The 22170-nt window shown below is 59.2% G+C and carries 18 protein-coding genes; 14 read left to right on the plus strand and 4 right to left on the minus strand.

The features are described from left to right. Window positions 1-163: 163 nt before the first annotated feature. The gene (locus tag AC05K6_RS06470; protein ID WP_476728163.1) at window positions 164-529 is read left to right on the plus strand and encodes an Rv2175c family DNA-binding protein; all 366 of its coding nucleotides are present in this window, start codon (window positions 164-166) and stop codon (window positions 527-529) included. On the opposite strand, the gene AC05K6_RS06475 is transcribed toward AC05K6_RS06470, so the two are convergent. From AC05K6_RS06475 to AC05K6_RS06485, 3 genes are all read right to left on the minus strand, one after another. After that, window positions 429-1991 (minus strand): alpha-(1->6)-mannopyranosyltransferase A, encoded by a 1563-nt coding sequence (locus AC05K6_RS06475; RefSeq protein ID WP_476728099.1) that lies wholly within the window; start codon window positions 1989-1991, stop codon window positions 429-431. The two genes, AC05K6_RS06470 and AC05K6_RS06475, sit on opposite strands and share 101 nt — an antisense overlap. Window positions 1992-2062: 71 nt before the next feature. After that, complete coding sequence (crtI, locus tag AC05K6_RS06480; protein WP_476728100.1) at window positions 2063-3817, minus strand: phytoene desaturase family protein; 1755 nt, start codon at window positions 3815-3817, stop codon at window positions 2063-2065. Further along, window positions 3818-4987, minus strand: a complete 1170-nt coding sequence (locus AC05K6_RS06485) for a polyprenyl synthetase family protein (protein WP_476728101.1) — start codon at window positions 4985-4987, stop codon at window positions 3818-3820. Between the two features lie 139 nt (window positions 4988-5126). Between AC05K6_RS06485 and metF the strand changes: the two genes are divergently transcribed. Beyond that, entirely contained in the window at window positions 5127-6095 is a 969-nt protein-coding gene (gene metF / locus AC05K6_RS06490) for a methylenetetrahydrofolate reductase [NAD(P)H] (RefSeq protein ID WP_476728102.1), read from the plus strand. A 64-nt stretch (window positions 6096-6159) separates the two neighbouring features. Here metF and AC05K6_RS06495 read toward each other — a convergent pair whose 3' ends face one another. After that, window positions 6160-6792 (minus strand): GNAT family N-acetyltransferase, encoded by a 633-nt coding sequence (locus AC05K6_RS06495; protein ID WP_476728103.1) that lies wholly within the window; start codon window positions 6790-6792, stop codon window positions 6160-6162. 164 nt (window positions 6793-6956) lie between these two features. Between AC05K6_RS06495 and AC05K6_RS06500 the strand changes: the two genes are divergently transcribed. The 12 genes from AC05K6_RS06500 (at window position 6957) to murG (ending at window position 22162) form a co-directional block, all read left to right on the plus strand. Next, window positions 6957-7379, plus strand: a complete 423-nt coding sequence (locus AC05K6_RS06500; protein ID WP_476728104.1) for an SAV_6107 family HEPN domain-containing protein — start codon at window positions 6957-6959, stop codon at window positions 7377-7379. 149 nt (window positions 7380-7528) lie between these two features. Further along, the gene (locus tag AC05K6_RS06505; RefSeq protein WP_473963423.1) at window positions 7529-7930 is read left to right on the plus strand and encodes a DUF3040 domain-containing protein; all 402 of its coding nucleotides are present in this window, start codon (window positions 7529-7531) and stop codon (window positions 7928-7930) included. A gap of 776 nt (window positions 7931-8706) precedes the next feature. Continuing rightward, entirely contained in the window at window positions 8707-9138 is a 432-nt protein-coding gene (gene mraZ, locus AC05K6_RS06510) for a division/cell wall cluster transcriptional repressor MraZ (RefSeq protein ID WP_293791342.1), read from the plus strand. Window positions 9139-9395: 257 nt separating this feature from the next. Then, on the plus strand, window positions 9396-10454 hold the full coding sequence (gene rsmH, locus AC05K6_RS06515; protein ID WP_293791341.1) for a 16S rRNA (cytosine(1402)-N(4))-methyltransferase RsmH: 1059 nt from the start codon (window positions 9396-9398) through the stop codon (window positions 10452-10454). A 68-nt stretch (window positions 10455-10522) separates the two neighbouring features. Then, window positions 10523-11443 carry a cell division protein FtsL gene (ftsL, locus tag AC05K6_RS06520; RefSeq protein ID WP_476728105.1) on the plus strand — a complete coding sequence of 307 codons (921 nt, stop codon included), beginning with the start codon at window positions 10523-10525 and terminating at the stop codon, window positions 11441-11443. A 146-nt stretch (window positions 11444-11589) separates the two neighbouring features. Then, a complete protein-coding gene (locus tag AC05K6_RS06525) occupies window positions 11590-13482 on the plus strand; it encodes a peptidoglycan D,D-transpeptidase FtsI family protein (RefSeq protein WP_476728106.1) in 1893 nt (630 codons plus the stop codon). Beyond that, window positions 13479-15113 (plus strand): UDP-N-acetylmuramoyl-L-alanyl-D-glutamate--2,6-diaminopimelate ligase, encoded by a 1635-nt coding sequence (locus tag AC05K6_RS06530; RefSeq protein ID WP_476728107.1) that lies wholly within the window; start codon window positions 13479-13481, stop codon window positions 15111-15113. Before AC05K6_RS06525 ends, AC05K6_RS06530 begins: the two co-directional genes overlap by 4 nt. Then, on the plus strand, window positions 15110-16624 hold the full coding sequence (locus AC05K6_RS06535; RefSeq protein ID WP_476728108.1) for a UDP-N-acetylmuramoyl-tripeptide--D-alanyl-D-alanine ligase: 1515 nt from the start codon (window positions 15110-15112) through the stop codon (window positions 16622-16624). Before AC05K6_RS06530 ends, AC05K6_RS06535 begins: the two co-directional genes overlap by 4 nt. A 7-nt stretch (window positions 16625-16631) precedes the next feature. Further along, window positions 16632-17732 carry a phospho-N-acetylmuramoyl-pentapeptide-transferase gene (mraY, locus tag AC05K6_RS06540; protein ID WP_293791336.1) on the plus strand — a complete coding sequence of 367 codons (1101 nt, stop codon included), beginning with the start codon at window positions 16632-16634 and terminating at the stop codon, window positions 17730-17732. A gap of 75 nt (window positions 17733-17807) precedes the next feature. Next, on the plus strand, window positions 17808-19352 hold the full coding sequence (murD, locus tag AC05K6_RS06545; RefSeq protein ID WP_476728109.1) for a UDP-N-acetylmuramoyl-L-alanine--D-glutamate ligase: 1545 nt from the start codon (window positions 17808-17810) through the stop codon (window positions 19350-19352). Window positions 19353-19362: 10 nt separating this feature from the next. Continuing rightward, window positions 19363-21042: a putative lipid II flippase FtsW gene (gene ftsW / locus AC05K6_RS06550; RefSeq protein WP_473963430.1), complete on the plus strand. Its 1680-nt coding sequence runs from the start codon at window positions 19363-19365 to the stop codon at window positions 21040-21042. Between the two features lie 4 nt (window positions 21043-21046). After that, window positions 21047-22162 carry an undecaprenyldiphospho-muramoylpentapeptide beta-N-acetylglucosaminyltransferase gene (gene murG / locus AC05K6_RS06555; RefSeq protein WP_473963431.1) on the plus strand — a complete coding sequence of 372 codons (1116 nt, stop codon included), beginning with the start codon at window positions 21047-21049 and terminating at the stop codon, window positions 22160-22162. Window positions 22163-22170 lie beyond the last annotated feature (8 nt).

A 22170-nucleotide genomic window follows, 5' to 3' on the forward strand; every position in this document is an offset into this window, starting at 1 on the left:
ATAATTCTAGTGGTACTCGTGTCATTATACGTTTAGCCAGGTTCGTGCCCTACTCGTTTCTTTTTGACGCCCACGCGCTACAGTGGCGACCGTGAGTAAACAAAACAAGCACGCAGTAGATCACGGCATTTCCGCACACGTGGAGGGCGAGGCTTCAGGACGCATCCTCGACGAGTCGGTGGGTGGAGTTCCTGCAGGTGAAGAGGTTCTGACTCTTCCCGATGCCGCGGAACGAATGAACTTGGTAATCACCAAGGTCATGGACATGCTGAACAAGAAGCAACTGCTGGCTATTCAGGTTGACGGCATCCGACACATTCCCGCGCGTTTCCTCAGCGAAGACGGTCAACTCAACCGATTCGTTCCCGGTGCGATCGCTTTGCTCAGCGATGGTGGCTATTCGGATGTGGAGATCCTGGACTATCTGTTTACTGAGGATGACTCTCTGCCTGGGCGTCCGGTTGATGCCCTGCACGGTCACCTTGCCCGCGAGGTGATGCGCCGCGCTCAGGCGATGGCGATTCTGTAGCTTGCCGAAGCGCCCGATGCTGCCGTGGATCCCATAGGCACGTGGCGACGATCCAGGCGAAAACAACTGCAAAGGCGAGCACCCACCACAGCGCGTAGAGGCGGTTATTTCCTCCGCCGTCGAACATGAAGGTGACCCACATGCAGAACACACTGGTGAGATAGATCGTCATTCGCGATTGGCTAGCCAGGAATATCAGCGCCAGGGGAGCTGTGTAGTACCACGGCAGCGTCACCGTGTTGAAAACACAGGTGATGGCGTAGGCCACAGCCATGCCGGTGAACGCAGTATGCTCGTCGTGCCGGAATAACCACCACGCAATGACGAGCCCCACGAGCATGAGGGCACTGCTCACCGGGCGGATGGCATCCACCAGAACGTTAAACGTCAGATCGTCGTTGATACGCGAGAGGAAAGGTTCAAGTGTGGAAGCAATAAAGGAAGGCAGCGCCAGGGGGTTGATGACCTTAGAGTTACCCGTGACCTCCGTGACCCAGCCCCATGTCTGCTGAGTTGCGACTGTAATCAGCGCCAACACCCCAATGCATGTGGCTGCGCTGGCCAGACCCGTCCAGATCAGGGTTCCGAAACGCCGCCAAGTGTCTGCTAACCCTAGCCAACGGCGCTTGCCCTCTGTGTAGGGGAGCGGAGCAGCGATACGGGCGACCATTATCCATACAACGAAAGGCAACGCAATAAAAGCCGTTGCCTTCAACGCCGCAGCTACACCGATGAGCGCGGCAGCCGCCAGGCCACCGGGGACGGGACGGAGCCTCATTGCGCAATGGCATCCCACCAAGATCAACGCCATCATGAGGTTTTCGGTATGCATGCCACCGATCAAGTGCAGGACGCTAAGGGGGTTAAAAACCCCCAGCCACATAGCCACGTCGGGACGCACACCAAGGTGGGTAGCCAGCTGCGCCACGGCCCAGGCCATGACTAGCACTGATGCGATGGAAACCAGTTTGAAAGCAAGGATGCCGGCAGTGATGTTATCGCCGGTGATCGATGTGATCGTTCGACCGAGCCCCATATGCAGCGGGCCATAAGGGGTGGTGGTGTTTCGCCAATCGGCGCTGACCTCGAACAACAGTGGGCCTGGGTTGGCGGCAGCACCTACCTCGTACGCATTAAACCCATCGCGGGCCAGGGTGCCCTGCATCAGATAAGAGTAAATGTCGCGAGACATTAACGGCCCTGCTAGCGCTAGGGGGCCGATCCATGCGGCGATAGCTGATCGGCGCAGGGTGGCGCCGTGAATCAGAATATGTCGGCCAATAATGATCCAGCTGAGGACCATTGCCAACAGGGCGAACCACATCACCACCGTCATCATGCCAGCGGCATGGCCGAAAGTGAACGAGCTAAGCCCGATGACCTGCATAATGCCGCCTCGGGCACGCACGGCACCGACGCTGTGGGAGGTGATCGTCAAGACGATGCTGCCAATGAGTCCCATCCATATCGCGCGACTGTAGCTAGTCGATTGCAGTCGGGTGCGAGCCTTTTTTAGAAACGCCTCACCGGCCGTCACAACACACCACCGCCGGTAATACGACGGGCGGCCAACGCTCCAGAGAGGATTACGGTCGGCACGCCCACCCCCGGGGTAGTAGAGGATCCAGCAAGCACTAGATTGTCCACTCCGAATGCACGGGCATTACGGGGACGGAAGGGCCCGGTCTGGGTAAATGAGTGCGCCAATGCGAAGGGGCTACCAGCGCCGAAACCGTGATCCGCCTGCCATGTTGCCGGCGTTTCCACCCGTGCGACACTGAAGTTCTCGGTGATGCCGGAGTATCCGCGGGACTCCAAGACCCTTAAGAGCTCCTGGACATAGGGGTCGGTGATGTTGTGCCAGTCGATATCCGCGGAGCGCAGGTTCGGCGCCGGAGCGAGAATGCTCAAGGGTTCGAATGTGTCCGTGCTTGGAGACGTGGCGTCGCCACCAAAGGCGCGTTCGGGCACCGTGCGTGCCGGACGGGTGAGCAGCAGTGAAGGATCGCTCATCAGCGACCCCCGACCGTGAGTGGCCGTAATCTCGCGGAAGGTTTCGTCCCATGCCGCGCCGAAACTAATGGTGTGATGGCTTTGGGAATCCCACGCGCCGGACACGGCTGTGGGGATGGTTCCGTGGATTACGACGGCCGAAGGGGACCAGCGCAGTGGCGCTGCCTTGCGCCACAACCGGCGGACAAAGGAACGAGACACCAGCCCACTCGTGCGCCCCGACTGTGTCAGCAGATTGCCGATCACCGGAAGGTCGGGGGTTGCCACGACAGCATCGCAGGGGATGTGTTCGCCGGTGCGGGTGCGTACACCGGTAATCAGATCCTCGGAGAAGTCCACGTGCTCGACGGGGTCTGCGGTGATGATTCGGCCACCCGCAGCGCGCACAGCGGCGGCCATGACCTCGGGAACCTCGCTCATGGAGAAGCTGGGGTAGAACACGCCCATGGAGGTATCCATGTGCGAGATTACGGTGTAGACGGCGCGCGCGTTCTTCGGTGCCACACCCGCGTACAGGGCTTGGAAAGTAAAGAGCCGCTGTAGCTCGGTATCGGGGAGGTGCCGTGCCGTGGTCTTGCCGAGGCTGCCGAAGGCGCCGAGGGAGCCCAAGTGGCTGAGGTCCGACGCCGCAGCGGGTGTGGAAAACAAATCCAGCGCACCGTCGAAGTCCGCGGCCAAGAAGTTTTCGAAGCTGGCGCTGAAGACATCCTGGGACCACTGGCGGTGGTGAAGGTAGCCGGCTGCAAGCTTGTCCGCCGCCGCTCTATCCAGACCTTTGGATGCTGCGAAACGGCGTATCTCTGCCACCATCGCGTCGCGTCCAGCGAAAACCTCGGCGTGACGTCCACTGGCGAATTGCGCATGATAGGCCGGTGCGAGTCGCCGTGGCGCCCATGGATGTTCCAAACCAAGCTGCTTGGCAGCAGAGTCAGAGCGTAGGTCGATGCCGACGGAAGCTACCGCGGATTCGATCAGGCTGGGCATTGTCAAAACGGTAGCGCCCGTATCGGCGATGTAGTCTCCGTGTGCACTGGTGAGTTGCTCGCTGCGGCAGCGTCCACCGACGGTATTGGAAGCCTCAATGACTGTGACATTCCGTCCTGCGGAGAGCAGGCGCAGTGCGGCGGAGAGTCCCGCTAGACCTGCGCCAATTACAACGACGCGCTCGCCATTGCCTGGCAGTCGTCGGCGCAATGTGGGGCGCGTCATTGGCACCAAAGGGCTCGGTAGGCTCAGGTGTCGCCGCCCATCGGCGGAGCGAGTGGATAGCTTCATTTAAAACCTCCGGTGCGTTAGTTTGTCCGCCAAGGCAGTCAGTTCTGTGGTGATGTCTGTACCCAAGCCGCCGTATTTTAGAGATTCGATGGCTCTTTGAGTGCGTGCTTCGATGAGCGCCTCTACCTCTGATTGTGCGCCAGTGTCGTGGATGATGTCCCGCAGACGCTCGATGTCGGCCTCCGACGATTCCACGCCTTGTCCCGGCCCCTCTCGGAGGGCAGCGACCTGGGCTGCGCTACCTCGGCGCAACGCCTCGTTGATGAGTGTCGTACGTTTGCCCGTGCGTAGGTCGTCGCCAGATGGTTTGCCTGTGACTTCCGGGTCGCCGAAGACACCCAATTGGTCATCTCGTAATTGGAAGGCCTCGCCGATGTCCTGACCCACCCCACGGAGCATCGTTTGAGTTTGTTCATTGGCTCCCGCCAGCGCAGCTCCGATGTGTAGCGGTCGGGCCACGGTGTAGGAGGCGGTCTTGTACTTAATGACGGCGAAGGAGTCTGCAACATCCTCGCTACCGTTTGCCTCGACGGCAATGTCCAAAATCTGGCCGGCAATAACTTCAGTGCGCATCGCGCGCCACGCGGGGCGGGCTCGACGCAATGCGGTATCGCTGAGACCCGAATCGTTGTACAGATCGTCTGCCCAGGCAAAAGCGAGATCGCCGAGGAGGATAGCTTGGCTTATCCCATAGTGCTCAGAAGAGCCCAACCAACCGCGTTCGCGGTGCTTGCCTTCGAAGGTGCGATGGGCAGTGGGGAAGCCGCGTCGGGTATCAGAGCGGTCGATAATGTCATCGTGAATCAGCGCACAGGCCTGGATGAATTCGAAAGCGGACAGCGCATTGAGTACGGAGTGGGGGGTGAAGTTGGTGGTGAGGGACGAGGTGGCGTCATTTTCCTTTTCACAAAGAGCCTCCAGCGACCCGCCGCCGCCTTCGAGCGCCGCGCGGATACCTGCCCAGGCGAAAGTCGGACGCACGCGCTTACCACCGTTGACGATAAAGTCACGAAGTACCGTGATGGCACCACTGACGAGGGGATTGATATGAGAAAACTCCTCGTGCGAGTGGTTCAAATACTCAACTAGCTGGGCATCGACGGCGGCTTTGACCGCGGACAGTGGGGAATCGAGGCGCCAGGGGTGTGCTGCCTGCTCATCGGTACTCATGGTTTTCCATTCTAAGCGGTTGGGCGTCAAGTGCGAAGAACGCTTGTATGGCGGGGCGTGGGGGTGAGCGAGTATCGAATTTCGGCGAATTATTGCCAATGTCTTGAAATGGACAGCTCTGTCTATATGATCTTTGGGTATGGCTAGTATCCGCAGGCAGGTTGCCGTATCCCAGTCACTTTCCCTCCATACGCCGGGGCGTGTACCGTTCTCTGTCGAGTTCATGCCGCCGCGCGATGACGCTGCCGAGGAGCGGCTCTGGAATGCAGCGGAAGCTTTCCACGATCTGGGTGTGAGCTTCGTATCCGTGACCTATGGCGCCGGCGGAAGCACCCGCGAGCGCACTCTGCGCGTTGCCGAGCGACTGGGCGCCAAGCCGCTGACCACTCTGGTGCATATGACGCTGGTGCAGCACACACAGGAAGAGCTGCGGGAGATGCTACGCACCTATGCATCGCTGGGGCTGACCAATCTGCTAGCTCTGCGCGGCGACCCGCCGGGCGACCCTAACGCTGAATGGGTGGCTACACCGGGTGGTTTAAATTACGCCAGCGAGTTGATCGACATGATTCGTGATATGCCCGAATGTGCGGACTTTGACATCGGCATCGCCAGCTTTCCGGAAGGTCACTACCGCACCGGATCGCTAGAGCAAGATACCGAATACACCTTGGCGAAACTTCGCGCCGGGGCACAGTATTCCATTACGCAGATGTTCTTTGATGTGGATCATTACCTGCGTCTGCGTGACCGGTTGGCCAAGGCGGACCCGGAACATGGGCAGAAGCCGATCATCCCGGGGCTTATGCCGATTACGTCGCTACGTAGCGTGCGGCGCCAAATGGAGCTGGCGGGTGCTGCTCTGCCATCGGAATTGGAGAAGCGTCTACTCGATGCGGCTGCAGGGGATGAGGTGGCTAACCGTGATGCCATTCGCGAGGTGGGCATCGAGGTGACCACCGAGATGGCGGAGCGCCTGATTGCCGAAGGCGTGCCAGATCTGCACTTCATGACGATGAATAACGTGCGGGCTACGCAGGAGGTTCTGCACAATTTGGGAATGGCGCCAGCATGGGGGCAGGGGCTCGGGCACGACATGGTTCGCTAGGTACCTCGGTAGTGGAGTCGCTAGATGCCTAGCAGTGGCTCTGTATTGGTGAGCTATTGGTGAGTTAGTTGCACGTTCGCTGCAGGATGCCGAATGGTCGCGGATCTGCAGGGAACTTGAAGTTTCGCAGCACATCGGTGAACCCGGCTCGGCGATAAAGCTGCCAGGCGGCATTTGCTTCACCTTCTACCTCCGGGGTGGAGAGCATTATTGTACTCTGCGGCGTTCGCTGGAGGAGGTCGTTGAGGATTTTGGTGCCGACGCCCTCACCCTGCGCTGGGGGCAGGACATGTATCTCGGAGAGCTCTGCGTAGGAATGCAGTATGCGGGAGACCTCTGTGCGGGAGTATCCGTTAAGAACCAGGCCGCGTGCGACCTGCCGATACCACCATGTGTGCGGGGAACCGCGAAAGGTGAAGCCGATTCCGACGCACCGCTGGCGTGAATTGTCGGGATCGGGGGCCTCGTCAACTTGATGTAGAAGCGCCATAGTGCAGGTGAAGTCCGGCTGGGAGGCGTTGTAGAACCACAGGGATTTGCGCTGTGGATGGGTCTCTTTGGGGTAATTCATTGCGGCGAGGTGAATGTCGATGAGCTCGTCGAGCCGCGCAATGAATTGGCGGTTGTTGGCAGGGGTGATGGACACGCGCAGGGAGGAATCGTCGGAAGTTGGTTGGGAGTACGTGTCCTGGGGCATGGAAACAATAGTGCCACCTTCTGGCGGAATGAACTTAAAATTAGCTAATAAGACATATGTTCGATTATTGTCGGCTTGGGGCTGGGTGGTGTCCAGGGAACTTTCTAATGTGAGACCCAAACCTTGCATAGAACAGCGACTGAGCAAACTAGGGGATGAGAAAGATGACCGTACAGGAAAAGCAGATTGGAGCCCGGGCTAGGTACAGTCGCACCCTGGGCGCGAGGGGGTTCCTGGACGAGGCAGAGCGACAGTTGGCGCTGTCGCGAGCGGAACTTCGTGAGCCAGAGGCGATTGTGTATGCCTACCGCGCCGGATTGAGGGCGGCAGGGGCGTTGATTGAGTGGGAGATGGCCACGCGGAAGCGTCGTCCTTCCGGAAGTGCGTGGGCAAAACTGAGGGTACTTCGTCCGGATCTTAAAGACTGGGCTGAAACCTTTGAGGCACATGCCCGAGTGGCGAGCCGGGCTGGCCTAGGGCTTAGCCAGGGAATACCTGCGGATTCCCGGGGCGTGATTTACCGCGATGCTTGCGATCTAGTGGACCTAGCGCGAGCGGCGGTGGATTACCTACCAAAGGTGGCCTAGAGCTCCTCAAACAATGCTTATCATTGTTTGAAAACCGCAGGTTGATGTAGGGTGGGTGGGGTAAACACGGGTGTAACGCGCCAGGGCTGGAAACTTTTTCTGCGGGTTGTCTGTTGGAAGAAGTAGCCGCAAAGAATTGGGAGGTCGCGATGGCTCTATCAGAGCAAGAGCAGAGGATGCTCGCGGAGATCGAACAGGCGCTGATTGCTGAGGATCCGCGCCTGGCGAAGCAGGCTTCCACCAATGGCGAGCGGACAATGAACTTCAACATCCGTTCTATCGCGCTCATTGTTCTCGGGCTCACGGTGATGGTTGGTGGGATTGCAGCCTCTCAACTGTCGCTGTGGTTCGTGGCTCTAAGTGTCCTCGGATTTTTGATCATGTTCGGTGGTGGCTTGCTGGCTTTCCAGCCGAATGAGGATCCGGAGGCTGCAGCTATCAAGCGCTCCAAGGCGGGAAAGCCCCGCAAGGCACGTGCCCTGAAGGGAACGTCCGGTGGTGGGCTCGGCGATCGGATGGAAGATAGTTTCCGCCGTCGCTTTGAGCGTTAAAGCGTTGCGGAACAAGAAAACCACCGCCTCCCAGCCGGGAGGACGGTGGTTTTTAGTTTGCGGCTAGGGCTAGTTTCACCCTTGAGTTAGAGGGGGGCTACTACTTCTTCGGGGATTTACCGTGGCGCGATGTGGGAATTATTGGGGCATCGAGTTTGAGTCAGTACAACCTATCCAGCACGCTGGCATTTTCGATCTCTAGGGGTGGGGCGCATGCCTCGTAGTTGCCGGTTGTGTAGCGCATGTCGTATCTCCTTGGTCGGTATCGAACTTGCTACATAATTCAGGCTAGCCCTCAAAAGGTAAACCTTATTTTTCGGTGCGAGTTGGGTGCGGTCGCCCCACTTTCCCCCACTTTGAATATTCTATGCATAGTCATCCGGGGTGAAGGATGGTCGTGTGTAAGGGGGAAACGCTGTCTACCTGTGCTAAAACGGTGCTTTTGGTAGGGAGCTCGGGGTGGGGGAGAGTGTGACGTCGTAGTAAAGAAGAGGAGGGATGTAAAGATCGTGCGTTGGTTGTGAAGGTGTGCTTTGTGGCTAGAGTGCTGGTTGGGGACACTTTGAGAAAGAATTGGCGAGAAAAAGCGCACACATAAGCTCGTGTTGTAGAGATTGTGGGGAGGAGTGGGGTAAAGTGGGGATCGTTGGGGCGAAGCTGTGCCAACAATTCCAAACTTCATAGAGAAACCAATGTTCAGGGTGATTTTTACCCTTGATTCACAACGGACACGGCATAGCAAGGCGCAAGATCATTCATAGAAAGGGGCCGATGACATGTTTTTCGGCACCTTTACGCCGAAGCTCGACGACAAGGGTCGATTGACTCTGCCGGCGAAGTTTCGCGAAGAACTTGCGGACGGCTTGATGGTTGTGAAAGGGCAGGATCGCAGCCTGGCTGTATATCCCAAGGCTGAATTCCTTGTGCGGGCAAAGAAGGCTGCTGAGGCTTCGCGCACCAACCCGAAGGCTCGCGCATTCGTGCGAAACCTTGCTGCCAGCGCCGATGAGCAGGCGCTGGATTCGCAGGGGAGGATTTCGGTTTCGGCGTTGCACCGTAACTACGCGGGGCTCTCGAAGGAGTGCGTAGTAATCGGCAATGTCGACTTCATTGAGATTTGGGATGCCGCGAGCTGGGAAGAATACAGCGCTGAGCACGAAGAGGATTTCTCGGACGGCGACGACGAAGTGCTGGCTTCCTTCCTCTAGAAGCGCGTGGAACGACAACGCAAGACGACAAATTAATAGTGGACAACAGAGTGTGCGCAGGCCCTTACCTGCGTGGACGACGCGGAACCTTGACGTACTTCCCCGATGTCAAGCCCGCACCCACGCAGGTGAGGCCCTGTTCGCACTCTTTTAACTTTTGAGTCACATAAGTATCTATGTGGCTCATGAAATACAAAGAGCCCCAGTTTGGGGATAGGAATCTAGAGATAACGCAGCTAGGGAAGGAGGGAAAGCTAATGACCGACGGGCAGGCACAGCCGGCCAAGCCGCACAACGAGCACGGCCATATTCCAGTCATGCGCGACCGCATGGTTGAGCTTGTCGGGTTGGGTGTGCACAGTGCCCAGGCGCCGGAACGCCCCCTAATCGTAGACGGCACACTCGGTGCTGGTGGGCACAGCGAAGCTTTTCTCGACGCCTTTCCGCACGCCATCGTGGTGGGGCTAGACCGTGATCCCAATGCGCTCGCAGAGGCGAATGAACGTCTGGCAGGCTACGGCGATCGCTTCGTTTCCTATCAGACACGCTTTGACGGAGTGACCGACGCGCTTGAAGACCTCATGGATCAAGGGGCAATTCCTTCCAGCGTGCGTGAGAGTGGAATTTCTGGTTTCCTCTTCGACCTGGGCGTCTCCTCCATGCAGCTCGATCAACCGGAGCGCGGATTCGCCTATGCAGTCGATGCGCCGCTGGACATGCGCATGGATCCCAGCAGCCCTCTGACTGCTGCCGACATTCTGAATACCTACAGCCACGGCGAGATTGCTCGCATTCTCAAGACCTATGGCGATGAAAGGTTCGCAGGGAAGATCGCTTCCGCCGTTGTGCGTGAGCGGGAGAAGCAACCTTTCGACAGCTCCGCTCGGCTTGTTGAGTTGCTCTATGCCACGATCCCGGCGGCGTCTCGTCGAACGGGTGGACACCCGGCCAAGCGCACGTTCCAAGCACTCCGTGTTGAGGTTAACGCAGAACTCGAATCCCTGGAGAAGCTGATTCCCGAGATTTCCCGTTGGCTCCACGTCGGCGGCGTAGGCGTGTTTATGAGCTACCAATCGCTGGAAGACAAGATCGTCAAGAAGGAATTGGTGCAGCTCAGCAGCTCGAAGACGCCCCCTGGGCTGCCTATGGAACTGCCCGGGATGGAAGCCGAATTTGAGCTACGCACGCGGGGAGCCGAGAAAGCAAGCGAAGCAGAAATCGAGCAGAACTCTCGTGCAGCACCTGTGAGGGTAAGAGCCTTCAGCAGGGTCAACGACAGAGGAAAAACCACATTTCCGCTGGACACGCCCAGTTAGCTAAGCAAAACCCCCAAACATCACTGATAGAAACAAATCCGAACCTCCGAACCTTCGGAAGGAAACACATGACCGCACCAGGCACCATCCACACTCGCCGCCAGCGCACTGACCGCGACCACACCACCTCCGCCGGTCGCGTCGTTACCGACCGCTCCTACGCTGGAAACCGTCCAGAGCGCTCCGGCCAACGCGTCGCCGCCCCGGCCCATCGCCGTAGTGATTGGGGCGCTGCCCGCACGGATCGTGCTCAGCGCACGGGCACAGTAGGTCGCAGTGCGCGTCGCTTTGGTGGTAGCCGAGTTGGCTCGCGCCAGCAGGTATCCGTTCGTGGCCGCCGCATCATTGCCCTGGAACGCGGCAATCCGCAGCTGACTCGTCGTATCGCCCTAGCGGTCGCTGTGTTCATCATCGGTGTTGTCTCCGTCATGGCGCTGTCCGCTGCAACCACTAAGCAGTCTTTCCAGATCGCCGAGGCGCAAAAGCACAGCACAACTCTGGAAAACGAAATTGAGAGCCTGAACCGCGATGTAAATAACGCAAAATCCTCTGCGAGCATCGCTAAGGAGGCCAGCGAACTGGGCATGGTCACCCCGAAGCAGTCCGGCATCCTGGAAGATCGCAACGGCAAGATTAAGGAAACCCGTCCCGCTGATGCGGAGCGTGGCAAGGACGTTGTGGACGTCAACGGCAATGCCAAGCGCCGAGGTGCTACCAGTGACCCAGAGAAGACCAACCGGGTTGAAGGACTGCACCCGAACAACCCGATTGTGGCAGGCGATCGCGCTCCGGACGTGAATGCCAGTGCGCCGGGGAATGCGCAGGCAAATGGTGGTCTGCCTTATTCCGGTGGCACGGCAGGGCAAACACCAGGGCAAGCAGCTGCGCCTGCTCCGGCGGCTCCAGCTCCAGCCCCGGCTCCAGCTCCAGCCCCGGGTCCAGCTCCGGCAGCCGCCCCTGCCCCTGCGCCTGCCCAGGCGCAGCGATAAGCGTCAGGGGCCAGACCAGCTTTCCCGCGCGGTTCACAAGCGAGAAGGATCGGTGCGAAAACTTCAGACACGCCGGGAGCAACCCCGGCCTGTTTTCGTATTTGTGGGGACAATAGCCAAGAGTGATTAGAAAGGAGGACAACCACGTGTCGAAAAGTAACGACCGCCGCTCCCCGCGGACGGTTGAAGGTAACTCGTGGTTGATCTTGGATACCTCCTTCGGGCGCTTTAACAAACGCGTCCGTCTTGTGTTCCTTGTTATCTTCTTGACGGTTTTCGCACTTATCCTGCGTTTGGTCTGGGTGCAGCTGGTCGCGAGCCCGTCTTTGTCCACACAGGCACAGTTGCAGCGCACCTCAGTCGTCGCCGAGCCGGCCCTGCGCGGCGGGATCACTGACCGCAACGGCCAGATATTGGCTTACACAATGGATGCCCGCAGCTTGTCAGTGCACCCGAAGAAGCTCGAGTCGTTCATGCAGGAGCGTCATGAACTAGACCCCGAGAACGTGCCGGAGCCAAAGAAGCGCATCGAGGATATCGCCAAGCGCCTGCCGGAGATGATCAACAAAGAAGGAGATGACATCGAGGAAGATGACATCCGTGACAAGCTGAAGAGCGATAAGGACTATGAGGTACTGGTTCGAAACGTCGATCCGGATGTCGCCGAGAAAGTCGCTGAGGAATTCCCCGAGATCACTGCTGAGCGTCAAGATCTGCGTCAGTACCCCAACGGTGCGGTCGCACAAAACATGATCGGCAAGATCAGCACTGATAATCAGGGGCAGTTCGGCCTCGAGCTTTCCCAGGACGCTCGATTGCAGGGGATCAACGGCTCCCGCACTGTAGACGTCGCAGGTGACGGCTACCTGATTCCGGGATCCACCCGTGACGTGCATCCCGCTGTCGATGGTGATTCCTACGAGCTGACCATCGACCTTGACGCGCAGACCTATATGCAGCAGGCATTGCAGCAGGCACGGGAGAAGTCCGGAGCCAAGTCTGCCTCCGCCGTCGTATTGGACTCCAAGACCGGCGAGATTGTTGCCATGGGATCCAGCGATTCGATTGATCCCAACGGTGACATCGAAAAGCAACTGAAGCGTAAGAAGGTCTTTGGCGACCGCCCTACGGCAGATTCCTTTGAACCCGGCTCCGTCGCCAAGATCATGACTGCCGCCGCTGCGATCCAAGAGGGCAAAACGACTCCGGACGAGGTACTTAAGATTCCTGGCAGCATCGACATGGCTGGTGTAACGGTGAAGGACGCCTGGGAACACGGAGAGGTTCCGTACACCACCACCGGTGTTTTTGGTAAGTCGTCTAACGTCGGCACCCTCATGCTCGCGCAGCGGGTAGGCGAGGAGAAGATGTACGACTACTTCCGCAAGTTCGGCGTGGGCCAGGCAGCGGGAGTGGGGTTGCCCTATGAGGTGAGCGGCTACATGCCGGAGCTCAACCAGTGGTCTGGCGGCACCTTTGCCAATCTCCCGATCGGCCAGGGTATGTCGATGAACCTGCTGCAAATGACGAGCATCTACCAGGCACTGGCAAACGACGGCGTACGTGTGGAGCCACGATTGATCAAGAAGATCACATCCTCCAACGGAGCTGAGCTGCCCACCGACCCGGCAAAGGAAACTCGGGTAGTCTCCCCGGAGACTGCCCGGACGACCGTTGACATGTTCCGCGCAGTAACCCAAAAGGACGAGACGGGAGTCCAGCAGGGTAGCGGTGCTCCGGCAGCTATTGATGGCTACCAGGTTTCCGGCAAGACGGGTACCGCCCAGCAAATCGACCCGGATTCCGGAGCCTATTCAAACTCTTCCTATTGGATTAACTTTGCGGGTATAGCCCCTGCTGATAAGCCTCGCTTCGTCGTGGGCATCATGCTGGACAATCCGCAGCGCGGAACCGACGGCGGCGCGGGCGGAACCGCGGCACCGCTGTTCCACGACATCATGGCGTGGTTGCTGGATCACTACAACGTTTCCCCATCTGAAAAGCCCGGACCGAAGCTGATGCTGGAGGCAAATCAATGACATCTGTAAAACGTCTCGCCGAAATCTGCGGTGGTACCCTCACAGGGCCCTGGCAAGGCGTGGAGGTTACATCGGCAGCAATCGGCTCGCGAGATGTACAACCGGGCGGGCTTTTCTGCGCAGTTCCGGGGCAGAAGGTACATGGAGCGACCTTCGCCGCGGATAGCAATGCCGTAGCCGTGCTTACTGACGCCGCGGGCCAGCGGATTATTGAAGACGCCCCCACTCCACTTCCGTGCATTGTTGTCGATGATGTACGCGAATGGATGGGTCCGGTTTCCGCAGAGATTTATGGCCACCCGGCGCGTCAGCTGAAGACCATTGGCATCACCGGCACTTCCGGCAAGACAACTACCAGCTACCTCGTCGAAAAGGCGTTGCTGGATTCAGGGCTGAAGGTAGGCCTGATTGGCACGACGGGCACCCGTATTAACGGCAAGCCAATTCCAACTTCGCTGACCACCCCGGAGGCGCCGACCCTCCAGGCGCTGCTGGCGCGCATGGTTGCAGAGGGAGCCACACACCTGGTCATGGAGGTATCCAGTCACGCATTGCAGCTGGGGCGTGTACGTGGCCTGCATTTTGACGTGGCGGCGTTTACGAACCTCAGCCAAGACCACCTGGATTTCCACCCGACGATGGAGGACTACTTCCAGGCCAAGGCATTGCTTTTCGAGCGTGCGGAGGATGGCCAGCAACCTGGTACCGCAGTGATTTGCTGTGAAGATGAGTGGGGCGAGCGTATGCGCGGCATCGCCGCTCAGTTCTCGTCCACAGTGGCGCTATATCCGCAGACGAAGAACGACTCCGCTGAGCGTCCGGACGCAAACACCAACCCTGCATGGGCCATCACTTCCGCAGAGGTGTCAGCCAGTGGCCGTCAGCACATTGGGGTGGAGATCACCGGTGCAGAAAGCCCCCGCAAACTGGACTACAGCATCGGCATGGCCGGAGCCTTTAACCAAGCCAATAGCCTGGTTGCTTTGGCCTGTATCGAGGCCGTAACCGGGGAGACGCTCACATCTGAAAGCCCTGCAGTACAGGCGCTGGCGGATGTGCAGGTGCCAGGTCGCATGCAACTTGTTGAAGCCGGCCAAGACTTCTTGGCCATGGTGGATTACGCACACAAGCCGGGGGCAGTACAGGCGGTGCTAAGTAGCCTCCACGACTACCTTCCTGACCCGCAAGCTCGCATCGGGATTGTCCTTGGCGCCGGTGGCAATCGTGACCACGAGAAGCGCCCCATTATGGGACGCATTGCCGCTGAGCTGGCAGACGCGGTGTTCGTGACGGATGATAATCCTCGAGACGAGGAGCCGTCTACGATCCGGGAAGCGATCTATGCAGGGGCACGTGAGGGCGTCCTCAAAAAGAAAAAGCAGCAACAAGACAAAGAGACAGTGTGCGAGATCGTGCCCGACCGGGCTGAGGCTATTGCTGCTGCCGTGAGCTGGGCACAGTCGGGCGATGCAGTGGTTATAGCGGGCAAGGGACATGAGAAGGGCCAGCTCGTCGCGGGAGTTATGCACCCCTTCGACGATGTGGAGGAGCTGGCGAACGCCTTGGCCCAGCGGGCACAGGCACATTCAGAGCGCGAGGGTAGACAGAGCGAAAGTAGTGAGCAGCGATGATTGAACTAACAACACAACAGATCGCCGACGTGACGGGCGGGTCTCTCATCAACGGCGCGGTCCCGCAGGCCGTGGTAACCGGACCGGTGGAGTTCGACTCACGCAAGATCACCCCCGGGGCGATCTTTATGGCCCTGCCCGGTGCCAAAGCCGACGGCCACGACTTTGTGGACTCTGCGTTACGCAACGGCGCCGCCCTTCTAGTTGTAGGCCGGGGAGTGGAGCAGCCGGCGCTGTTGGCGGAACCTGTGCAGATGAATGAGCAGACCTCCAATGCGACCGCCTTCGAATTCGACGCAGAAGGCCACGGTGCCGCAGTGTTGGCAGCGGTCGACAAGCTGGCTCGATACAACACCGACGTTCTGGCCGCCGAAGAAGGAATGGTCGTTGTGGGAGTGACCGGCTCCGCAGGTAAGACGTCCACGAAGGACCTGATTGGTGCAGTACTACGGGAGGCGGGGGAGACCGTAGCCCCGCCCGGCAGTTTTAACAATGAGATCGGCCTACCGTACACCGCGTTGCGCGCGGGGCGCGAGACGCGCTTTCTGGTCAGCGAAATGTCCGCTCGCGGTGTGGGGCACATTCAGCATTTGACGACGGTCACGCCGCCGCGCGTGGGCGTGGTGCTGAATGTCGGCAGTGCCCACCTGGGCGAGTTCGGATCCCGCCAGGCTATCGCCCAAGCCAAGGGTGAGCTGGTAGAAGCTCTGCCACAGGCCGCAGACGGTGGCCTGGCCGTGCTGAACGCCGACGACGACAAGGTAGCGGCAATGGACAAGCGCACCGCAGCGCGCGTAGTGCGATTCTCCACCGAAGGAACCACAGGTGCCGCCGGAGTGCCGGCAGACTACTACGCCACCGACATCGAGCTGGATGCGGTAGCTCGAGCCAGCTTCCTTTTGCACCACCCGAAGGGTGAACCGGTGCGTGTGGAGTTGTCTGTTTTTGGCGCTCACCAGGTGTCCAATGCTCTCGCCGCCGCAGCGGTGGGCATCGAAATGGGTATTGACGCCGCACAGGTTGCGACTTCCCTGAGCTCCCATGTCGCTGCCAGCGTGAACCGCATGGACGTGCGCACGCGCACCTCTGACGGGGTGACCATTATCAACGACTCTTATAATGCCAACCCCGAGTCTATGCGCGCCGGCATCGACGCTTTGGCCTTCACAGCCAAGGGCCGCCCCGATGCGGAGAGCTGGGCTGTCTTGGGCCAGATGGGTGAGCTTGGTGATGATGCAAGTGACGAACACGCAGAGCTGGGCCGAGTGCTCGCTCAGCGGCGAATCGACCACGCCGTCATCGTGGGCAATGGTGTAAACCAGCACGCACTGGCCACTGCCGCCCGTGAAAGTGGAGTGGACACGCAGGTTGTCGAGAATATCGACGGCGCGGTGAACTACCTAGATACGAGTTTGAACTCGCAGGATGTGGTGCTGATTAAGGCATCGTATTCGGATGGACTGTGGGCCGTGGCAGAAGGACTGCTCATCGGCGAAGACCAAGGAGCTTAAAAGACCCATGTTGCAAATCTTTATCGCGGGTGCGGTTGCTTTCGTCGTGTCTGTTGCCCTGACACCCCTGTTGATCCGTTGGTTCTCCGCCGAAGGATTAGGCCAGGAGATCCGAGAAGAGGGTCCGAAATCCCACTTCAAGAAACGCGGCACCCCGACCATGGGCGGAATCGCCATCCTCGCTGGCATCCTGTTCGGCTACTTGGTGGGCGTACTGGTGGGATTGGCAACCACTGGCGCAGGGCCAGGAGTAAGTGGATGGCTCGTGCTTGGGTTGACCCTTGCACTGGGCGGATTGGGCTTCGCCGATGACTACATCAAGCTAGTCAAGGGACGCAATCTGGGACTAAATGCTAAGGCTAAGCTGGTTGGCCAGCTGGCTACCGCAATTATTTTCGGCGTGCTGATTCTGCAGTTCCCGAATTCCCGTGGCCTCACTCCGGGTTCCACCCACCTCTCGGCCATTCGTGACATCGCTACATTCGATATCGCTATTGGTCCTGCCATCGTGGGCACCATCTTGTTCCTGATTTTTATCTACCTGGTCATTTCCGCTTGGTCCAATGCCGTGAACCTGACCGACGGATTGGACGGCCTCGCCGGTGGCGTGACCGCAATGGTGATGGGAACCTATGTGCTGATTACCTTCTGGCAGTTCCGTAATTCTTGCTCTGTGAGCGCGCAGGCGGCCTGCTATGCGGTACGTGATCCGCTGGATCTGTCGATGTTGGCTTCTGCCGGGCTGGGCGCTTGCCTGGGCTTCTTATGGTGGAACGCTGCACCGGCGAAGATTTTCATGGGCGACACTGGTTCTTTGGCACTGGGTGGTCTGGTGGCAGGTCTATCCATCACCACTCAGACGGAGTTGCTGATGATCCTGGTTGGCATCATCTTCGTTATTGAGGCCGCCTCCGTTGTTATTCAGGTGGTTTCCTTTAAGGCCACCGGTAAGCGCGTTTTCCGAATGGCACCGATTCACCACCACTTTGAGAACAAAGGCTGGGCCGAAACCACCGTGGTTATCCGCTTCTGGTTGCTCGCCGGGTTGGCTGCAATGTCCGGCTTCGCATTGTTCTACGCCGAGTGGTTGAACTCCGCCACTTGGTAGGACGCCCATCAATCAGTAGCTCACTATCAACAGCACATATTTAGCAATGTAAGAACCCGAAGGACAGGCAAAGCCGTGGAACCCACACACGCACTTCAACCCGCAGACGCCCTACACACCATGCGCACCGAGACGATCCTGGTCGCGGGGGCTGGCGTGGCCGGACGAGGCGTGATCTCCATGCTCTGTGCTCTCGGAGCCCGCCACGTCGTGGTCGCCGACGATAACGCACAGGTGCTTAGCCACATTGCCGAGGACGGCGATACCGAACTCCGTTTGCTGGGAGTAGCTGAAGCTACCGAATCGCTTGACCAGCTGGCTCCTCGAATGGTTGTGACCTCTCCGGGGTGGAAGCCCGAGTCCCCATTGCTGGTACGCGCCACAGACCTGGGCATTCCCGTGATAGGGGACATCGCCGCCGCTTGGCTGGCCGACCAGGCAGGGGCTTTCGGCGAGCCACGAACGTGGCTAGCCATTACCGGCACCAATGGCAAAACGACAACCACTGCCATGCTGACGTCCATGTTGGTTGCGGATGGGCGCGCAGCCCTTTCGGTCGGCAATATCGGAATCGCACCCGCGGCCGCGTTGGCTGCGCAGCACCGGGGTGCTCCGCGATCGGATGTCTTTGTCGCGGAAGTGTCCAGTTTCCAGCTGCACTGGGCTCCCATGTTTGTGCCCACAGTGGGTTGCATCCTCAACCTTGCCGAGGACCACCTGGATTGGCATGGAAGTTATGAAAACTATTGTGCAGACAAGGCGCAGGTCTTGACTGCAACGGATTCCATCCTGGCATTGGACGACGCCGACGTACTGTCCACTGCACAAGCCCGCCAGGTAGCGGCGTGCGGTGCCTACACGATTCACGATCCGGAACAGGCGGCGTCACCAGTAACGAAGGACATCGAGCGCATCGTCGGCGTGCGGAATGGACGGCTAGTCGAGGCGAACCTCGGCGATCCCAGCCAAATCACTGACTTGGCGCCGGCTCAAGGCATCAGCCCGCCCGGCCCCGCGGGACTGGCCGATGCTGCGGCCAGTGCGGCGATGGCACGTGCTGTAGGCGTGACGCCGGAGGCCATCCAAAACGCACTAGCTGGCTTCCAGGTGCAGGCCCACCGCGGTCAGGTTGTCCTGGAACACCGCGGGGTGACGTGGATCGATAATTCGAAGGCCACGAACCCACACGCCGCCGAAGCAGCCCTCCGTGGTCAGCACAACGTGATTTGGATTGCCGGCGGCCAGTTAAAGGGCGCGGCTGTTGACGGATTAATCCGTGCGATCGGCGGTGCCCTTAAGACTGTCGTGGCTCTCGGCGTGGACCGGAAGGAACTCGCCGCCGAGGTCTCACGGCAGCTGCCGGAACTGCCGATCACCCTTATTGACGCCACCGATCCAGAGGAAGCAATGCGTGCCGTCTCCCGCGCCGCCCACGAGCTGGCAGAACCGGGTGACAGCGTGGTGCTGGCACCGGCGGCTGCGTCACTGGACATGTTTAGCGGGATGAGCCAGCGTGGCGACCTGTTTGCCCAATATGCCTTGGCTTATGCTGAGGCTGATTCATCCGGTCACACACAGCCTGACGATCCGGCAGCACACACGAAGCAGGAAAAGGGGTAGGTGTTTTTCCATGTCCACTCCGACATCCAATTCCAAGCGACGGCAAATCCCCGGCGCGGGGAAGCCCGCACAACGTAGCGCACAGGATCCACAGGCGCGCGAGAGCGTACAACAGAAGGATGATCGAGCGAATAGCAATGAGCGTGGCTTCGCGTCTTTGCAGCGCAAAGTCTCCGCACAGCTGGCCACTCCGCAGCTGAATTACAAGGTGCTAATGGTCGTTACCGCCTGTCTGACCGTTTTGGGCCTGATCATGGTGCTGTCGTCCTCGATGGTGACCTCTTATGCAAGCGGCGCGAGTGTGTTCGGCGAGTTCATCAAGCAGGCCATGGTTGTGGTTATCGGCCTGGTGGTGATGTGGTTTGCACTGCGCATGCGCCCGGAGACAGTACGAAAGTACTCGCCGTCGTTGTTGGTGATCGCGATCTTGATGCTGATTGCCGTGCTTATCCCCGGCATCGGTGTTGGTGGTGACGAGGTCGGCTCGAATTCATGGATCCGCATTGGTCCCATCGGTGTGCAGCCCTCCGAGGTGGCCAAGCTGGCTCTAGCAGTGTGGGGAGCGGCGACTGTGAGCTACCGGGCGCGCGCAACGCAGCGCTTGAACACCGGGCTGGGTGCCTTCATTGCTATTAGCGCGGTGATCATGCTGCTGGTGTTGTTCCAAAAGGACCTGGGAATGATGTTCTCCGTTGGCATCGTGGTCGCCGCCTTGATGTTCTTTGCAGGAGTTGATAAACGGGTCTTCTTCACCATGCTGGGTAGCGTTGCATTGCTCGGAGTATTCGCGATTTCCCGCAAGAGCTTCCGTGGTGCACGTATCACGACATGGAAGGATGCTCTGACCCTGAATTTCGGCGACACTACGACACAGGGTGCGGCCTACCAGTCTCACCAGGGAATCCTTTCCCTTTCTGACGGCGGGCTTTTCGGCGCCGGTTTGGGGCAGTCCCGTGCCAAGTGGTTTTATCTGCCTGAGGCGAAGAACGACTTCATTTTCGCCATCGTTGGTGAAGAGCTGGGTCTGTTCGGCACGGTGATTGTAGTCATTCTGTTCGGAATGCTTGCGTTTTTCGGCACTCGTACGGCGTTGGCTCAGGCGGATCCTTTCCTCCGGCTATTGGCGGGCACGCTGACGATTGGTATTGCTGTGCAGGCGTTTTTCAACATGGGGTACGTCGTTGGCCTGCTGCCGGTGACCGGTATTCAATTGCCACTGATCTCCGCAGGTGGTTCCTCCGCGATCATCACTTTGCTTTCCATGGGGTTGCTGTGCAATTGTGCGCGCAATGAGCCGGAGACGATTTCTTCCATGCAGCACGAGGGACGCCCGCTGATCGACCGTATCCTTATGCTCCCGGAGCCCCGGGGGTATAAAGCCGGAGAACAGCGCCGTACAGAGCGCCGTGAGACGGCCTATAGCTATGGGGAACCAGTCACCCGTCAACGGGTTAGTGCAGGCCGCGGCAGTCAAGACGTGCGTCGGGAACGCGACCGGGTGGAGCGATCGATCCGCCGGGTCGGTGGGGAGTCCCGCTTGCGTGGCTACGATGGGGTACGAAGGCAGGATCTTCCCCCAACGGCTACTCCCAAACCAATGCCACGCAGCCGCAATCGGGCTGATAGTTCAGGGCAGGAGAGAGCCCGCAAGACCCGCAGAAATCTAGATAACCGACACAGGAGGCGCTAGCCCAGTGAACCCGAAGCCAGAAGCCGACCGGAAGCTATCAGTCGTCGTTGCCGGCGGCGGAACGGCAGGGCACATTGAGCCTGCCATGGCCGTGGCAGAAGCGGTGCGCGCTCAGCGCCCTGATGCACGCATTACGGCGTTGGGAACCAGCCGCGGTTTGGAAACCACGCTGGTGCCCGCTCGCGGGTTTGATTTGAAGCTGATTCCGCCAGTGCCGGTGCCCCGCAAACTGAACAAGGATCTAGCCACCCTGCCACTACGCCTGCGTAAAGCTCTCAAGGAAACCAAGCAGATCCTGCGGGAAGTGGAAGCTGATGTGGTGATCGGGTTCGGCGGTTATGTATCCGCACCGGCATATCTGGCTGCACGCGCCCTCAAGATTCCCTTCTTCGTCCACGAGGCGAATGCCCGTGCGGGCGTAGCCAACAAATTGGGAGTAAAGCTGGGCGGTACGGGTCTGGCAGCAGTCGAAGATTCCGGTCTGGAGGCCGAGGTCGTAGGCATCCCGGTGCGTGACGCAGTTCTGAAAATGGATCGCAAGGCTTTACGGGCAGAGGCTCGGGAGTTCTTCGGCGTGGATGCAGAAGCACCGCTGCTGCTAGTCACCGGCGGATCCCAGGGCGCACGCAGCATCAACGAGGCCGTTGTGAGCGCAGCGAAGACTCTGCAGGACGCGGGCATTGGCGTGCTTCACGCGTATGGCAAGAAAAATACGGTGGAGCTGCCCAAGGAGGTCCAGGAAGGAAAGCCACCTTATGTAGCCGTTCCCTATATCGAACGAATGGACTTGGCGCTGGCCGCCGCCGATGCCATCCTGTGCCGTTCCGGTGCTATGACTGTCGCCGAAGTATCCGCAGTGGGCCTTCCAGGCATCTACGTGCCTTTGCCACATGGCAATGGCGAACAAGAACTCAACGTTCGTCCGATTACTCACGCTGGCGGTGGAGTAATCATCAAGGACGCCGAACTTACCGAACATCGCGTCGCCCAGGAAGTTATCCCATTGTTGCGCGATGAGACCCGTTGGCAGGCCGCCAGCCTTGCCACCCTCGCAGCAGGGCACCGCGACGCGGCACAGAAAATTGCACAGAAGATTATCGCTGCCGCCTACAAGCGTTAGCGTTCTGA

Source organism: Corynebacterium sp. TUM25020 (assembly GCF_056388495.1).

What these genes read in the sequence shown, in the direction of transcription:
- AC05K6_RS06475 (WP_476728099.1), bottom strand. Translation starts at nt 1,991, where the DNA reads ATGGGACTCATTGGCAGCATCGTCTTGACGATCACCTCCCACAGCGTC.
- crtI (WP_476728100.1), bottom strand. Translation starts at nt 3,817, where the DNA reads ATGAAGCTATCCACTCGCTCCGCCGATGGGCGGCGACACCTGAGCCTA.
- AC05K6_RS06485 (WP_476728101.1), bottom strand. Translation starts at nt 4,987, where the DNA reads ATGAGTACCGATGAGCAGGCAGCACACCCCTGGCGCCTCGATTCCCCA.
- metF (WP_476728102.1), top strand. Translation starts at nt 5,127, where the DNA reads ATGGCTAGTATCCGCAGGCAGGTTGCCGTATCCCAGTCACTTTCCCTC.
- AC05K6_RS06495 (WP_476728103.1), bottom strand. Translation starts at nt 6,792, where the DNA reads ATGCCCCAGGACACGTACTCCCAACCAACTTCCGACGATTCCTCCCTG.
- AC05K6_RS06500 (WP_476728104.1), top strand. Translation starts at nt 6,957, where the DNA reads ATGACCGTACAGGAAAAGCAGATTGGAGCCCGGGCTAGGTACAGTCGC.
- AC05K6_RS06505 (WP_473963423.1), top strand. Translation starts at nt 7,529, where the DNA reads ATGGCTCTATCAGAGCAAGAGCAGAGGATGCTCGCGGAGATCGAACAG.
- mraZ (WP_293791342.1), top strand. Translation starts at nt 8,707, where the DNA reads ATGTTTTTCGGCACCTTTACGCCGAAGCTCGACGACAAGGGTCGATTG.
- rsmH (WP_293791341.1), top strand. Translation starts at nt 9,396, where the DNA reads ATGACCGACGGGCAGGCACAGCCGGCCAAGCCGCACAACGAGCACGGC.
- ftsL (WP_476728105.1), top strand. Translation starts at nt 10,523, where the DNA reads ATGACCGCACCAGGCACCATCCACACTCGCCGCCAGCGCACTGACCGC.
- AC05K6_RS06530 (WP_476728107.1), top strand. Translation starts at nt 13,479, where the DNA reads ATGACATCTGTAAAACGTCTCGCCGAAATCTGCGGTGGTACCCTCACA.
- AC05K6_RS06535 (WP_476728108.1), top strand. Translation starts at nt 15,110, where the DNA reads ATGATTGAACTAACAACACAACAGATCGCCGACGTGACGGGCGGGTCT.
- mraY (WP_293791336.1), top strand. Translation starts at nt 16,632, where the DNA reads ATGTTGCAAATCTTTATCGCGGGTGCGGTTGCTTTCGTCGTGTCTGTT.
- ftsW (WP_473963430.1), top strand. Translation starts at nt 19,363, where the DNA reads ATGTCCACTCCGACATCCAATTCCAAGCGACGGCAAATCCCCGGCGCG.